The sequence below is a fragment of the Streptomyces sp. NPDC039462 genome (assembly GCF_055639375.1).
In genome coordinates, this window is record NZ_JBVKAO010000001.1 from 389,289 (window position 1) to 404,074 (window position 14,786).

Consider the following 14,786-nt stretch of genomic DNA (forward strand, 5'->3'; position numbering starts at 1 on the left):
TGCACCGTATGCTCGCGCCGCCCTCCGCGTCACCGGGCTCCGCACGCGGTCTGCGGGTGCCGGGCCCGCGCAAGGAGTACGTCCCCGAGGGCGGCGCGCGCGGCTCCTACTGGCTCCGGCTGCTCCCGCTGCTCGCCGCCCTGGCCTGCGCGACCCGGCTGCCGTCCTTCCGGTGGCCGCTGTGGAACCCGGACGAGGGCTATCTCGCCGTCCAGGCACGGATGCTGGCGGACGGCGGCGCGCTCTACGAAACCGTCGTCGACCGCAAGCCGCCGCTCGTCCCCTGGCTCTACGCCGGATCGTTCGCGCTCTTCGGCGACGGCACCCTCCTCCCGCTGAAGGCCCTCGCGGTGGCCGCGCAGCTCCTGACGGCGGTGCTCCTGGTCTCGCTGGCCCGGCGCCGCTGGGGCGACGCCGCCGGCCGCACCGCGGGCGTCCTGTACCTCCTGATCTCCATCGGCCTGCACCCGGAGGACACCCAGGCGGCCGCCTTCGAGGTCTTCATGCTGCCGTGCACGGCGGCCGCCATGTGGTGCGCCGACCGCCGCAGATGGGGCGCCGCGGGCACGGCGGTGGCCTGTGCCTTCCTCGCCAAGCAGACCGGGGGAGCGGTGCTGCTCCCGGTCGTCTGGCTGGTGTGCCGGGGCGGGGTGTCCCGGCGGGACGCGGGGCGCCTTGCGGCCGGGCTCGCCGGGCCCGTCCTCGCCGCGGCCCTCCTGACCAACCCGTCGGGCTTCGTGTTCTGGACGGTGACGGGGTCGGGCGCGTACGCCTCCTTCACCGGGTCCGAACTCCACGTCCTCGGCCGCGGTCTGGTGAACGCGGTGGTCCTCGCGGCGGCCTGCGCGGGGATCGTGCCGCCAGTCGTACGCGTCCTGCGCATCGCCCGCACCGGGGCGGCCGAGCTCTGGCTCTGGCTCGCCTCGTCGGCCGCTGCGGTCCTGCTCGGCTTCCACTTCTTCGGCCACTACTACCTGCAACTCATGCCGCCCATGGCTCTGCTGGGCGCGGCGGCCCTGCAGATCCTGCCGCGCGAGCGGACCGTGCGGGCGGTCACCGTCTCCGGCTGCGCGTGCGCGGTCTTCCTGGCCTGGGGCCTGCTCGCGCCCCGCCCCGAACTGGCCCACGCCACACGCCTCGCGGACACCGTGAGGGCACGCACCGCACCGGACGACCGGGTGCTGTTCTGGGGCATACATCCGGAGGCGTACTGGCTGGCCGACCGCGCCCCCGCCAGCCGCTACCTCACGGCCGGGCTGCTCACCAACTACAGCGGCGGCAGGAACGGCCCGCAGGTGGGCGAGAAGTACGGGGTCGAGGGCGCCTGGCCGGTCTTCCGCGACGAACTGCGCACCCACCCGCCGGCCCTCGTGATCGACGACTCCCGCGGCAAGCCGTACGCCCCCGCACGCGTCCCTTCGCTGCGCCGGCTCCTCGCGGTCGGGTACGAACCGGTGACGCGGGTGGGCGGAGCGGTGGTGTACGTACGGGTGGGGCCTGGGAGCGCCGCCGGTCAGGGTGGGGACACCTAGGAGCGACGCCGCCAGGTGCGCGTGAGGTCCGCCAGCGCGCCCACCGCCTCCCGCGCGTGATCGCGGTCCTCGCGGATCTTCGGGCCGAACTCGATGTGCAGGAACGGGACGTCGTGGGCGGTGGCGGTGCGGCCCTGGACGTTGGTGCGGCCCGCGAGGGGGCAGTCCCTGGCCCAGGCGCGGCAGACGTCGTAACCCCGTTCCCGGAGGGCGTCGGCGAGGTCGCGGCCCTCGGTGAGCGCCTCCCTGCCCTTGCCCGTGGAGGCGACCACGTCGTGATCCGGAGCCGAGTCGTCCGCCATGCCGTGCAGTTGCACACCGGGCAGTCCGCGCCGCACCAACGCGTCGCAGACGGCGTGGAACACGGTGTCCCGGCGGTGCGCGACGTCCGCCTCGTCCCCGCGCCCGGCTTTGCGATGTGCTCCCGCGATGACGAGTACGCCGCCGGGGGCGCGGGTCATGAGCTCCGCGCCGAGCCGTTCGGTGTACCGGTCGGCGACGGGGTGCGGGATCTGGACCGACCAGCGGACGGGGGAGCCGAGGTCGAGGTAGACGCGCCCCCAGCCGCGCGGGGCCGCGCCGCCCTCGGAGCGGTCGGCGATCTCCGCGTACCGCCGCCCGGTGGCCTCGTCGGTGACCGTGCGGACCGCGAAGTCCACGTCGGCCAGGCGGTGTTCGGCCTCCTTGCGGCGGCCGTCCAGGAGCAGCTCGACGCCTTCGGCGACCGTCCGCCGGTCGGTGCGGGACGGCGGGCGGTATCCGGTGTCCTCGCCGAAGGCTGCGGTGTAGTCGATGACCGTCTGCTCCAGGCCGTCGCCGACGCGGTCGCCCGGCGCCGTGGGGGAGGGTCCCCGGCGCTCTCCCGAGGGCTTCTCGTCCTTTCCGGAGGAGCCGGACCCGCACTGGGCGAGCGTGAGGACGCAGGCGGTCACGGCGGCGACAACCCCGAGCTTCTTTGCGACTGCCACCGACCGGGTGCGGGAGTTCATCATGGTTGTATAAAGATAGCCCTGTGATGACACGTCCCTCCCGCAGGCATCTTGTGACCTGTGCGGCCTCCGCGCTCCTGCTGCTCGCCACTGCCGCCTGCGGCCCCTTCGGCGACGACGAAAAGTCCGCCGACGGCGGTCCCTCGTTCACCGTCGCCGCCGCGGGCGACATCCTGATCCACCCCCAGCTCACCGACCAGGCCCGCAAGGACGCCAAGGTGACGGGCAGGGGCGAGAAGGGCATCGACTTCCGGCCGATGATGGCCGGGGTCAAGCCGGTCATCAGCAAGGCCGACCTGGGCATCTGCCACTTCGAGCCGGTGGTCGGCAAGCCCGGGGGGCCCTTCCAGAGCTACCCCGACTTCCTCGTGCCGCCGCAGATCACGACGGCCATCAAGGACGTCGGCTACGACCAGTGCTCCTCCGCGTCCAACCACACCCTCGACCACGGCCCGGCCGGCGTCACCCGCACCCTGAACGCGCTGGACAAGGCGGGGCTGCGGCACACGGGTTCGGCACGAAGCAAGGCAGAGGCGGACAAACCGCTCATCACCGAGGTGAAGGGCGTCAAGGTCGGGCAGATATCCTTCGCCTTCGGCTTCAACGGCCGCGAGGTCCCCAAGGACAAGCCGTGGATCGTCAACCAGAACCGCTTCGACGCGATCGCCGCCGCCGAGAAGAAGGCGCGCGCGGCGGGCGCCGAGGTCGTGATCCTCAGCATCCACTGGGGCCGTGAGAACCAGCCCAACGCCAGCGCCTCGCAGCTCAAGCTGGCCCGCAGGATCGCCGAGGAGACCGGGATCAACCTCGTCCTCGGCCACCACGCGCACGTCGTCCAGCCGATGGAGAAGGTCGACGGCACCTGGATCGCGTACGGCCTCGGCAATCAGATCGCCCGGCACGACGTGCCCAGCGGACTGACCGAGGAGGGCGTCATCGGCTGGTTCGAGTTCGTCAAGCGCGACGGGAAGTGGGACGTCGACGCCAAGTACGTGCCCACCTTCGTGGACATCCCGCCGGACCCGGACGAGACCGGCGCCCTGCCCAAGGGTGCGGTCAAGGACCACCGGCTCCTCGACGTCGCCGCCACGCTGCGGGACGGCGAGCACCTCAGCGAGCAGCAGCGCTCCCGCTACCGCCTCGCCTTCGAGCGCACCCAGGGCACGCTCCTCAACCGGGGCGCCAGCCAGGACGGCCTCGAACCGCTGGAGGAACTGCCCGCGGACTGAGTCCCTCCGGCTGCCCGATCGGGCGCCAAACCCCCGATCAACGCGATCTAGCTCACATTCGGCTTACTTCGTACATCCCTCCGGGGGTATCGCGGGTCAAAGCCTTCCGGAACGCATGACTGTGCGCTTCCGATCCCCGCGTCACTCCAGGAGAGGAGCACCCCTTGGCCGCTTCGCGTTCGAAGCGGCGGCACAAGGTCCGCCGAAGGACCGACATGTCCCTGCTGGGTGGCATACGTCCCCCCATCGCCGTGCTGTCGGTCCTGCTCCTCGCCCTCGCGGGCATCACCGCCCTCACCTTGGGCCGCGCGGGACAGGAAGCCGTCCCCAAAGCGGTCAAGCTGTCCCAGCAGCACTTCGCCGAGGACGGCGCCATCGCGCTGCGCGCCTCCATCGACGAGTCCGTCACCGACCTGAACCGGACCGCCGAGCTCTTCAGCGCCGGCGACCCGGTGCCCGCCGACGCCGTACTCGACAAGATCGGCAGCGTCTACCAGAAGTGGATGGGCACCGCCGTCGTCGAGATCTCCTCGGGCAAGCTCCTCGCCGCCCGGGGCGAGAACCTGCCGCTCACCGCCATCGACCGCGGCAAGCTCGCGGACGACGACGGTCTCGCGCCGCGCATGGTCCGCCTGGAGAACGGCGAGACCCGGCTGCTCTCCTTCGCCCTGCTCACCTGGAAGGGACAGCCGCAGCAGCTCCTGGTCGCCTCCAGCAGCCTGCGCTTCCCCGGCATCAGCCTCGGCAAGTTCCGCTCCATCGCCGTCGTCGGCCAGGACGGGCACGTCCTGAGCACCGACGGCATCCCCGAGCCCGAGCAGGTCCTCACCGACCTGCAGCGCGAAGAGGTCAAGCAGTCCAACAAGCAGCTCAAGTCCTTCGCCAGGTCCGCGGCGAAGAAGGCCCGCACCCATCCGCTCATGTCCAAGGAGCCGGGCTCCGGCGGCTTCCTCGGCGTCAGCGGCCACCTCACCGGCGAGCGCTACCTCGGTGAGCGCGCCGTCGCCGGCTACGCGGGCCTCGCCGGGCCCGAGGCGGGCGAGGCCACCGTCGCCACCCGGCTCGGCCTGACCGTCGTCGCGATGGTCCCGGTCGCCGAGGACCCCACGGCCACCAGCAGCTCGGCCTTCGGGCTGCTCGCCGCGGCCGCCCTGCTCGTCATCGGCGGCGTCACGGTCTTCCTGCTCCTGCGGACCGTGCAGCGCCCGCTGATCCGGCTCTTCCTGGAAGGCCGCCGGCTCAGCCGCGGCGACCTCGAACGGCCGGTGTCCGTGCCGAAGTCCGGCGAGGCAGCCCGCATCGGCGCCGCCCTCGAACGGCTGCGCCGCCAGCTGCTCGGCGCACCCGCGGAACCGGCGGCGGCCCCCGCCCGCCGCCGCAGGTTCGGCAGCCGCACCCTCATCGCGGTCTGCGCCGTCCTGCTGCTCGCCTGGTCCGCCCCGCTCATGCTGCTGCTCAACCGCGCCGGCGACACCGTCGTCGTACCGCAGCAGATCGTCAACGACCAGCGCGAGCGCACCGACACCCTCACCGACCGGGTCCGCCGCGCCCTGAACGAAGGCCACGCGGACCTCACCTCCGTCGCGTCCCTCATGGGCGACCGCACCGAGGCGTCGGACATGGCCAAGGTCCTCGAAAGCACCCTGAACCAGCACACCCGCTACCAGTCCCTGTACGTCCTGGACGCCAAGGGCAAGATCGTCGCGAAGGCGGGCGGCGACCCCCGCAGCCCGTCAGGCAAGGGCCCCTCCGCCAAGCCCATCCGCGTCCTCGACGAGGGCGGCAAGGAACCCGTCATCCTCGGCACCGCCGAAGTGCCGGGACGCGAGGGCGCCGCCGTGGTCGGCGAGTTCCGCATCGACTTCCTCAACTCGCTGCTCAAGCGGCCCGGCCTCGGCGAGGTCCGCGTCATCGACGACGAGCGCAAGGTGATCGGCGCCAACACCGGCTACCGCGAGTTCGAGGGGCTGCCCAGCGGCCGCCTCAACGCGCTCGCCGAGGGCACCGGACAGAAGGTCGGCCTCAGCCCGCGCCCCAGCGGCGTCCTCTACCGCGACGGCGACGACATCCAGATCGCGGCGGCGGCACCCTTCGTCGGCGGCGGCGCCGCCGGATCGCTCGGCTGGAGCGTGCTCAGCTGGCAACCCGCGTCGGGCCTCGCCATCCCCGAGTACACGTACCAGAACCGCACGGTCCTCGCGGGCATGCTCGGCATCACGGCGGCCGCCGCCTGCCTCGGCTGGCTGCACATCGTCGTCGTGCGACCGCTGCGGCACCTCGCCGACCAGGCCGAGGCGCTCGCCGACGGGGACCGCAAGACCGTCCTCTACCCGCGCCACCACGACGAGGTCGGCGCCGTCACCCGCAGCCTGGAACTCATCAGGCAGCAGCTGCCGACGGGCACACAGCGCAAGCGGGACGGCGTCACGGCCGGCCTCGCCGGAAGGAACTGAACCCCCGTGCTCTTCCTCTACACCGTGCTCGTGGTGTGCGGCGCCATCCTGCTGGCGGCCGGCGTCGTCGAACAGCGGCGGCACTTCGCCAGCCTGGAGCACATACCCTCGCGGGTCCTCGTCAACGGCATCCGCGGCAAGTCCTCCATCACCCGCCTGTGCGCGGGCGCGCTGCGCGGCGGCGGGCTCACCACGGTCGCCAAGACCACCGGCACCGCGGCCCGGTTCATCCACCCGGACGCCACCGAGGAGCCCGTCTACCGCAAGTTCGGCATCGCCAACGTCGTCGAGCAGATCGGCATCGTCAGGCGCGCCGCCGCGTACGACCCGGACGCCCTGGTCATCGAATGCATGGCGGTCATGCCGGCCCTCCAGGAGATCAACCAGTCCAAGCTGATCCGCTCCACCATCGGCGTGCTCTGCAACGTCCGTGAGGACCACCTCGCCGAGATGGGCCCCACCCTCGACGACGTGGCGCGCTCGCTCTCCCGCTCCATGCCGGAGGGCGGCATCTGCGTCACCGCGGAGAAGGACCGCTTCGACATCCTCAAGGAGGAGGCCGACGCGCGGAACTGCGAGCTGATCTACGCCGACCCGGAGACGGTGACCGACGACGAGCTGCGCGGCTTCAGCTGGTTCACCTTCAAGGAGAACGTGGCGATCGCGCTGAAGGTCGCCGAACTCCTCGGCGTGGGCCGCGAGGTCGCCCTCCAGGGCATGTACGACGCCCCGCCGGACCCCGGAGTCCTCTCCGTCGAGCGGTACGCCACCGAGGACGGCAAGAAGCTCCGCTTCGCCAACGTCTTCGCGGCCAACGACCCCGAGTCGACGCTGATGAACATCAACCAGCTGCTCGACCTCGGCGCCATCCACCGGCCGCTCAACGTCGTCATCAACTGCCGCCCCGACCGCGTCGAGCGCAACGGCCAGATGGGCGAGATCATCCCCGACCTCCAGCCGGACAAGGTCTTCGTCATCGGCCACCCCGCGAAGTCCGCCATCGATGCGATCCCCGCCGAGTGGCGCTCCCGCGCCGTCGACCTCGGCGGCGACCGGCGCGACCCCGAGGAGTTCATGCGCGAGATGCTCGGGCAGCTCGGCCCCGACTCCTCGCTCGTCGCGATCGGCAACATCCACGGCCAGGGCGAACTGCTCCTCGAACACCTTGCGGAGCTCCCGCCGGACGAGAGTGAGGAGCAGGCCCCCGAGGAGCCCGCGCCGTTCTACGAGCCGCACGTCGACCCGTACCAGCACTACCCGGAGGCGTACGAGAACAGGTACGCGCCGTCCCACACCCAGCCGATCCACGTGCCGGCGCAGCAGTACGGGGCGTACGCGCCCCAGGAGCAGCAGTACGTGTCCCACGAGGCATACGCGCCGCAGGAGACGTACGCGCCGCAGGAGACCTACGCCCAGCAGAGCGGCTACACGCCTCAGCAGCAGTACCCGCAGCACCACGAGCAGCAGCACCAGCAGTACCCCGAACAGCAGCAGCACCACCAGCAGTACCCGCACCACCAGCAGCAGAACCAGCACCCCCAGCACCACGAGCCCCCCGCCCCCCGCGGCCTGTTCGAGCCGCGGGTGCCGCCCGCACCGCCCGCCGCAGACGACACCCAGCAGTGGCACAGCCCAGGAGAGCACCGTTGATTCCCTCCGTCCTCACCCCCGAGATCGCCGCGGTCGGCATCGCACTCGGGCTGCTCTTCTCGCTGGTCTGCTATCTGACGACCAACCTCTCGCCCGGCGGCATGATCACCCCGGGCTGGCTCGCGCTGACCCTCGTCGAGGACCTGCAGCGCGCCGCCATGGTGGTCGGCGTGACCGTGCTGACGTACGCCGGCACGCTCCTCATGCAGAAGTTCGTGATCCTCTACGGCAAGCGTCTCTTCGCCGCGGTCGTGCTGCTCGGCGTGACGCTGCAGGCGACCGTGATGATCGTGCTGTCGATCGAGTTCCCGCTCATGTACGCGAACCAGACCCTCGGATTCATCGTGCCGGGCCTGATCGCCTACCAGCTGGTGCGCCAGCCCAAGGGCCCCACCCTCCTCGCCACGGGCTCGGTGACGCTCATGGCCTACGTCGTCCTCACCGCCGGGATCCTCCTCGGCTTCATGCCGTCCGCCTGATTCCAGGAGCCATTCATGCCGCCCAAGAAGAAGCGCCCCGTCCTGCACGCCGCGACCGTGCTCGCCCTGCTCGCGGGCAGCGCGTACCTGACCGTCGAGCTGCGCAAAGACGAAGAGGCCAAGGCGCCCAAGGTGCAGGCCGTCACCGACACCCCGGGAGGGCTGCACAGCAGCACCGGCCAGGAGTCGGGCGGAAAGCAGAAGTGGGAGCGCCTGAAGAACCCCGAGCGCTCCGTCCTGCGCACCGACGGCGGCAAGGTCCTCGCCACCTTCACGGACGGCGCCCGCACCGCCACCCTGACCGGCCCCAGCCGCACCTTCACCGAGCCCGCCAACACCAAGTCCCGCGTCGTGACCAACGACTGGGTGCGGCTGATGCCGGAGGTCTGGCGCGAGGGCGCGGAGAAGGAGAAGTGGTTCAAGGACTGGTACAAGGAGTTCTCCGGCAGCGAGGAGGACGACATCTTCGCGATGGCGTTCCAGTACGTGGAGGGCGCGCCGGTCAAGAAGGACGACGAGGGCATCGCGTACGCGGGCGACGCCAACTTCGGCCCGCTGAACCCCGACGGCAGCTCCGGCAACGACCTGCGCCTCGAACAGTCCGACTTCTTCGACTACCTCGGCATCCCGTACACGTTCCGCAACGGCACCACCGCGCAGCCGGAGAAGGCGCGCGCCCGCTCCATGGACTGCTCCGGCTTCATCCGCACGGTCTTCGGCTACCGCGCCCGCTACCCCCTGATGGCCAGCGACGGCGTCGGCGACGGCCTGCCCCGCACCGCCAACGGCATGGCGCGCGGCAAGGTCGGCACGGACGTCATCGAGCTCAAGGGCGTCGGCGCGGCCGACCGCCCCAAGTCCATCGACGTCGTCCAGCCGGGCGACCTGGTCTTCTTCAAGCTCGACGCCCGCACCAAGCAGCGCCTGGACCACGTCGGCATCTTCCTCGGCCACGACGCCGACGGCCACAAGATCTTCATCTCCAGCCGCGAAGAGGTCAACGGCCCGACGATCGGCGACAAGGGCGGCACGTCACGCCTCGACGGCAACGGTTACTACGCCTCCACGCTGCGCAGCGCGAAGCGGCTGTAGCTTCGCCCCTCAAGGGGCGCGTACCGTCCTCGGGCCCGCGCACTCCGCGCCCATCTCGCCCACCCTGCGGCGCAGTTCGCGGTCGGCCGTGATCACTACGCACGGCCGGCCCGCCGCCTCGGCTGCCACCTCCACGATGCGGTCGTCGCCGCTGCCGGGCGCGCTCTCCACGCGCACACCCGGCACGGACTCGACACCCCGGGCCGCCCCCTCGACGACGAGGACGACCTCCACCGGCCCCGGATGCCCCGCAACCCCTCTTTCCGCGTACGGGACGAGCGCGTCCCGCAGCCGTTCCGCGGCCCCGCGGCGGTCCTTCCACCACCCGTCGGGCACGGATCCGACGACGTTCGCGGCATCGACGACGACGAGAGTTCTCATGCGGCAAACGTAAACTAATAGGCAAAACGCTGTGCGTCCGTGAACGTGGAAGGGTTGGCGCCGAGTCATGCCGTCGAGGTCCACCAGCACCGGTGCCCCGGATACCGCCCGCTGGCTGCTGCGCGGTCACGACGGCCGCCTCACCGCCTACGCCCGCGCCGATGGAGGCCTCCTGCGCTGGACGGAGACGAGGCCCGGCGGACCGGAGTGGAGCGGCCCCGACTTCTTCGAGGCGCCCGACCTCACCTACCTCACGCTCGCCCAGGGAACCGACGGATACGTGCACTTCGTGGGCCGGCGGGAGCGGCCGGGGGACGACGGCAAGGCCGTCGTCGACCTCGTGCACTCCATCCAGTACCAGTCGGGCAGGCCGCTCATGGACTGGCGCTCGCTCGGCAACCCGCACACCAAGCTCGTCGAGCGCGCCCCGCACCTCGGCGCGCCCACCGCCGCGGTGGACACCGCGGGCACCGTCCACGTCTTCGTGCGGGACGCGGTGGGCAGCGTACGGATGCGCCGCGAGGGCAAGGGCGGCAAGTGGGAGGGGTGGAAGGACTTCAAGGTCCGCGACACCCTGGACGGCATGGCCGCGGTCGCCACCTCCACGGGCCGCGTCGAGGTACTCGCCCCCACGGGCAAGGCCACCCTGCGCTGGGCCCAGGAGCAGCGCGGCGGCGAGCCGCAGCGCGCCGACGACGTGCCGGTCGTGGCCGCCCCCGGCTCCGGCACGGCCCTGGAGACCGCGCCCGACCGCCTCACGTACTACGCGGCCGACGCGCTCGGCGACGGCGTCCTCGCCCACCGCCCGGCGAGCGGCGGCCCGCCGCTGCCCCTCGGCGGCGCCCCCGGCCCCGGCCCCACGGCGGCCCTCCGGACGGCCATAGACGGTTACGACTGCACCGTGCTCGCCCACCGCACGAGCACGGGCCGCCCCGCGCTCGCCGCGTTCCCCACGGAGGACGAGGGGGCGGGCCTGTGGTGGGCCGAGACCGGCGAACCGTGCCTGGGCGCCCCGGCGTTGGCGCTCGACGCGCGCGGCCGCGTGGTCATGGCGGCGATCGGCCTCGACGGCACACTCCGGCTCGCGCGGCAGAAGGCGGAGCCGGGCCTCGCGCTGGCGGCGTGGACCCGCGTCTGAGCCGAACGGCAGTGGGCCGTACGGGAGTTGTCCCGTACGGCCCACTGCCGTTGTCGTGCGGTGTTACGCCGGTACGCTCGCCACGTCCTGCGCCAGGAACCGCTTCCCGTTCACGCGCTCGCTGACGCCCTCACGGTCCAGGTACGGCGTGATGCCGCCCAGGTGGAAGGGCCAGCCCGCACCGGTGATCAGGCAGAGGTCGATGTCCTGCGCCTCGGCGACGACGCCCTCGTCGAGCATGAGCCCGATCTCCTGCGCCACCGCGTCGAGCACGCGGTCCCGCACCTGCTCCTCGGTCAGGACCTTGTCGCCCTGCTTGAGGAGCGCGGCGACCTCCGGGTCGAGCTCCGGCTTCCCGCTGTCGTACACGTAGAAGCCGCGCTTGCCGGCCTTGACGACGGCCGCGAGGTTCGGCGAGACGGTGAAGCGCTCCGGGAAGGCGCGGTTCAGGGTCTCGGACACGTGCAGGCCGATGGCCGGGCCGACCAGTTCGAGGAGGACCAGCGGCGACATCGGCAGACCGAGCGGCTCGACGGCCTTCTCGGCGACGGCGACCGGGGTGCCCTCGTCGATGACGTTCTGGATCTCGCCCATGAAGCGGGTCAGGATGCGGTTCACGACGAACGCCGGAGCGTCCTTCACGAGCACCGCGGTCTTCTTCAGCTTCTTGGCGACACCGAAGGCCGTGGCCAGCGACGCGTCGTCGGTCTGCTCGCCGCGCACGATCTCCAGGAGCGGCAGGATCGCGACCGGGTTGAAGAAGTGGAAGCCGACGACCCGCTCGGGGTGCTTCAGCTTCGACGCCATCTCGGTGACCGACAGCGAGGAGGTGTTGGTGGCGAGGATCGCGTGCGCCGGGGCGACCGCCTCGACCTCGGCGAACACCTGCTGCTTGACGCCGATCTCCTCGAAGACGGCCTCGATGATGAAGTCGGCGTCGGAGAAGCCCTCGGCCTTGTCCAGGACACCGGAGACGAGCGCCTTCAGACGGTTCGCCTTGTCCTGGTTGACGCGGCCCTTGAGGAGGAGCTTGTCGATCTCCTCCTTGACGTACGACACGCCCTTGTCGACGCGCTCCTGGTCGATGTCGGTCAGCACGACCGGCACCTCCAGGCGGCGCAGGAAGAGCAGCGCGAGCTGCGAGGCCATCAGACCGGCGCCGACGACGCCGACCTTGGTGACCGGGCGCGCCAGGTTCTTGTCGGGCGCACCGGCCGGACGCTTGGCGCGCTTCTGCACGAGGTTGAACGAGTAGATGCCCGCGCGCAGTTCGCCGCCCATGATGAGGTCGGCGAGCGCGACGTCCTCGGCGTCGAAGCCCTGCTGCAGGTCGCCGTCCTTGGCGGCCGCGATGATCTCCAGGGCGCGGTAGGCGGCCGGAGCGGCGCCGTGCACCTTGGAGTCGGCGATGGCACGGCCGCGCGCGACGGCGGCGTCCCAGCCCTCGCCGCGGTCGATCTCGGGCCGGACGACCTCGACCGAGCCGTTCAGGACGGAGGCCGTCCAGATCAGCGACTGCTCGAGGAAGTCGGCGCCCTCGAAGATCGCGTCGGCGATGCCGAGCTCGAAGACCTGCTTGCCCTTGAGCTGGCGGTTCTGGTTCAGCGAGTTCTCGATGATGACCGAGACGGCCTTGTCGGCGCCGATCAGGTTCGGGAGCAGCGCGCAGCCGCCCCAGCCCGGGACCAGGCCGAGGAAGACCTCGGGCAGCGAGAAGGCGGGCAGCGCCTTGGAGACGGTGCGGTAGGAGCAGTGCAGACCGACCTCGACGCCACCGCCCATCGCGGCGCCGTTGTAGTACGCGAAGGTCGGCACGGCGAGGCCGGAGAGGCGCTTGAAGACCTCGTGCCCGCCCTTGCCGATGGCGAGCGCGTCCTCGTGGTGCTTGAGCAGCTCGACGCCCTTGAGGTCGGCGCCGACGGCGAAGATGAACGGCTTGCCGGTGATGCCGACACCGACGATGGTGCCCTCGGCCGCCTCCTTCTCGACCTGGTCGATCGCCGTGTTCAGGTTGGCGAGGGACTGCGGGCCGAAGGTGGTCGGCTTGGTGTGGTCGAAGCCGTTGTCCAGCGTGATGAGCGCGAAGCGCCCGGCACCCTGGGGAAGGTCGAGGTGGCGTACGTGCGCCTGCGTGACGACCTCGTCCGGGAACAGCTCGGCCGCACCCTTCAGAAGCTCAGTGGTCGTGGTGCTCACTTGTCGCCTCCGGCGTCCTTGTGGTTCGGGTTCTCCCAGATGACCGTCGCGCCCATGCCGAAGCCGACGCACATGGTCGTGAGGCCGTAACGCACCTCGGGCTGGTCCTCGAACTGCCGCGCCAGCTGCGTCATCAGGCGTACGCCGGAGGAGGCGAGCGGGTGGCCGAACGCGATGGCGCCGCCGTACTGGTTGACGCGGGCGTCGTCGTCCGCGATGCCGTAGTGCTCCAGGAAGGCGAGCACCTGCACGGCGAAGGCTTCGTTGATCTCGAAGAGACCGATGTCGGAGATGGAGAGCCCCGCCTTGGCGAGGGCCTTCTCCGTGGCCGGGATCGGGCCGTAGCCCATGACCTCCGGCTCGACGCCCGCGAAGGCGTACGAGACGAGGCGCATCTTGACCGGCAGGCCGTTCTCCCGCGCGAACTCCTCGGAGGCGATGAGGGAGGCGGTGGCGCCGTCGTTGAGACCGGCGGCGTTGCCGGCCGTGACGCGGCCGTGCGTACGGAACGGGGTCTTCAGCCCGGCGAGGTTCTCCAGGGTCGTCCCCGGACGCATCGGCTCGTCGGCGGTGGCGAGGCCCCAGCCGGTCTCACCGGCCTCGGCGTTGGTGCGACGCACGGAGATCGGGACCAGGTCGGCCTGGATCTTGCCGTCGGCGTACGCCTTGGCGGCCTTCTCCTGGGAGCGCACCGCGTACTCGTCGGCGCGCAGCTTGGTGATCGTGGGGTACCGGTCGTGCAGGTTCTCGGCGGTCATGCCCATGAACAGGGCCGACTCGTCGACGAGCTTCTCGCTCACGAACCGCGGGTTCGGGTCGACGCCCTCACCCATGGGGTGGCGGCCCATGTGCTCGACACCGCCGGCGACGGCGATGTCGTACGCACCGAAGGCGACGCTGCCCGCGACCGAGGTCACGGCGGTGAGCGCGCCGGCGCACATGCGGTCGATGGAGTAGCCGGGCACGGACTGCGGCAGCCCGGCGAGGATGCCGGCGGTGCGGCCGATCGTCAGGCCCTGGTCGCCGATCTGCGTGGTCGCGGCGATGGCGACCTCGTCGATCTTGGCGGGGTCGAGGTCCGGGTTGCGGCGCAGCAGCTCCCGGATGGCCTTCACGACGAGGTCATCGGCACGGGTCTCGTGGTAGATGCCCTTCGGACCCGCCTTGCCGAACGGGGTGCGGACGCCGTCCACGAAGACGACGTCCCTGACGGTACGAGGCACGATGGCTCTCCTCCAGGGTGCGGTTGCGCCACGCCTGCGGCGCGCTTCCTGAAGCCATGCTACTTGTCGGTAACTATGTGGCCAAGGGCTGGTCGGTGGTGCCGCGGCGAGGCGAAGGTCACACTCGGCTGTGGGGCTTCTCCGCACCGGTGCAGGGTCCGTTTTCTCACCCCGCGCGCGGGCCCGGGCAGGCCCAGCCCCGCCGCTCCGCGGCAGCCACCTCCCACCCGCCTGCCCGTTCGCCCCGCACCTAAAGGCCAGGTAGGAGCAGACCTGCCGCTGCGCGGCAGTCACCTCCCACCCACCCACCCGTTCCCCTGCACCTAAAGGCCCGGGTAGGAACAGTCCCGCCGCTGCGCGGCGGATCGTCCCCACCCACCCGCCCGTTTGCCCCGCACCTAAAGGCCGGGTAGGAGCAGCCCCG

The 14,786-nt window shown here is 71.4% G+C and carries 11 protein-coding genes; 7 read left to right on the forward strand and 4 right to left on the reverse strand.

What is annotated here, in order from left to right:
* The first annotated feature begins 8 nt into the window (after window positions 1-8).
* Window positions 9-1,532, forward strand: coding sequence for an ArnT family glycosyltransferase (locus tag ACZ7LU_RS01550; RefSeq protein ID WP_471915326.1), 1,524 nt, complete (start codon window positions 9-11; stop codon window positions 1,530-1,532).
* On the opposite strand, the gene ACZ7LU_RS01555 is transcribed toward ACZ7LU_RS01550, so the two are convergent.
* Window positions 1,529-2,524: a hypothetical protein gene (locus ACZ7LU_RS01555; RefSeq protein ID WP_471915327.1), complete on the reverse strand. Its 996-nt coding sequence runs from the start codon at window positions 2,522-2,524 to the stop codon at window positions 1,529-1,531. The two genes, ACZ7LU_RS01550 and ACZ7LU_RS01555, sit on opposite strands and share 4 nt — an antisense overlap.
* A gap of 23 nt (window positions 2,525-2,547) precedes the next feature.
* Between ACZ7LU_RS01555 and ACZ7LU_RS01560 the strand changes: the two genes are divergently transcribed.
* From ACZ7LU_RS01560 to ACZ7LU_RS01580, 5 genes are all read left to right on the forward strand, one after another.
* A complete protein-coding gene (locus ACZ7LU_RS01560; protein ID WP_468306400.1) occupies window positions 2,548-3,750 on the forward strand; it encodes a CapA family protein in 1,203 nt (400 codons plus the stop codon).
* A gap of 215 nt (window positions 3,751-3,965) precedes the next feature.
* Entirely contained in the window at window positions 3,966-6,203 is a 2,238-nt protein-coding gene (locus ACZ7LU_RS01565; protein ID WP_468085273.1) for a cache domain-containing protein, read from the forward strand.
* 6 nt (window positions 6,204-6,209) lie between these two features.
* The gene (gene pgsB, locus ACZ7LU_RS01570) at window positions 6,210-7,853 is read left to right on the forward strand and encodes a poly-gamma-glutamate synthase PgsB (RefSeq protein WP_471915328.1); all 1,644 of its coding nucleotides are present in this window, start codon (window positions 6,210-6,212) and stop codon (window positions 7,851-7,853) included.
* Complete coding sequence (locus ACZ7LU_RS01575) at window positions 7,850-8,332, forward strand: poly-gamma-glutamate biosynthesis protein PgsC/CapC (protein WP_125515658.1); 483 nt, start codon at window positions 7,850-7,852, stop codon at window positions 8,330-8,332. Before pgsB ends, ACZ7LU_RS01575 begins: the two co-directional genes overlap by 4 nt.
* 15 nt (window positions 8,333-8,347) lie before the next feature.
* Window positions 8,348-9,424, forward strand: coding sequence for a C40 family peptidase (locus ACZ7LU_RS01580; RefSeq protein WP_468085275.1), 1,077 nt, complete (start codon window positions 8,348-8,350; stop codon window positions 9,422-9,424).
* A 9-nt stretch (window positions 9,425-9,433) separates the two neighbouring features.
* On the opposite strand, the gene ACZ7LU_RS01585 is transcribed toward ACZ7LU_RS01580, so the two are convergent.
* On the reverse strand, window positions 9,434-9,805 hold the full coding sequence (locus ACZ7LU_RS01585) for an NYN domain-containing protein (RefSeq protein WP_468085276.1): 372 nt from the start codon (window positions 9,803-9,805) through the stop codon (window positions 9,434-9,436).
* Between the two features lie 67 nt (window positions 9,806-9,872).
* Here ACZ7LU_RS01585 and ACZ7LU_RS01590 point away from each other — a divergent pair, with 67 nt between their 5' ends.
* Window positions 9,873-10,943, forward strand: a complete 1,071-nt coding sequence (locus tag ACZ7LU_RS01590; protein ID WP_471915329.1) for a PLL family lectin — start codon at window positions 9,873-9,875, stop codon at window positions 10,941-10,943.
* Window positions 10,944-11,006: 63 nt separating this feature from the next.
* Here ACZ7LU_RS01590 and ACZ7LU_RS01595 read toward each other — a convergent pair whose 3' ends face one another.
* Both ACZ7LU_RS01595 and ACZ7LU_RS01600 read right to left on the reverse strand, forming a co-directional pair.
* Window positions 11,007-13,139 (reverse strand): 3-hydroxyacyl-CoA dehydrogenase NAD-binding domain-containing protein, encoded by a 2,133-nt coding sequence (locus tag ACZ7LU_RS01595; protein WP_471915330.1) that lies wholly within the window; start codon window positions 13,137-13,139, stop codon window positions 11,007-11,009.
* On the reverse strand, window positions 13,136-14,362 hold the full coding sequence (locus tag ACZ7LU_RS01600) for a thiolase family protein (RefSeq protein WP_471915331.1): 1,227 nt from the start codon (window positions 14,360-14,362) through the stop codon (window positions 13,136-13,138). Before ACZ7LU_RS01600 ends, ACZ7LU_RS01595 begins: the two co-directional genes overlap by 4 nt.
* Window positions 14,363-14,786 lie beyond the last annotated feature (424 nt).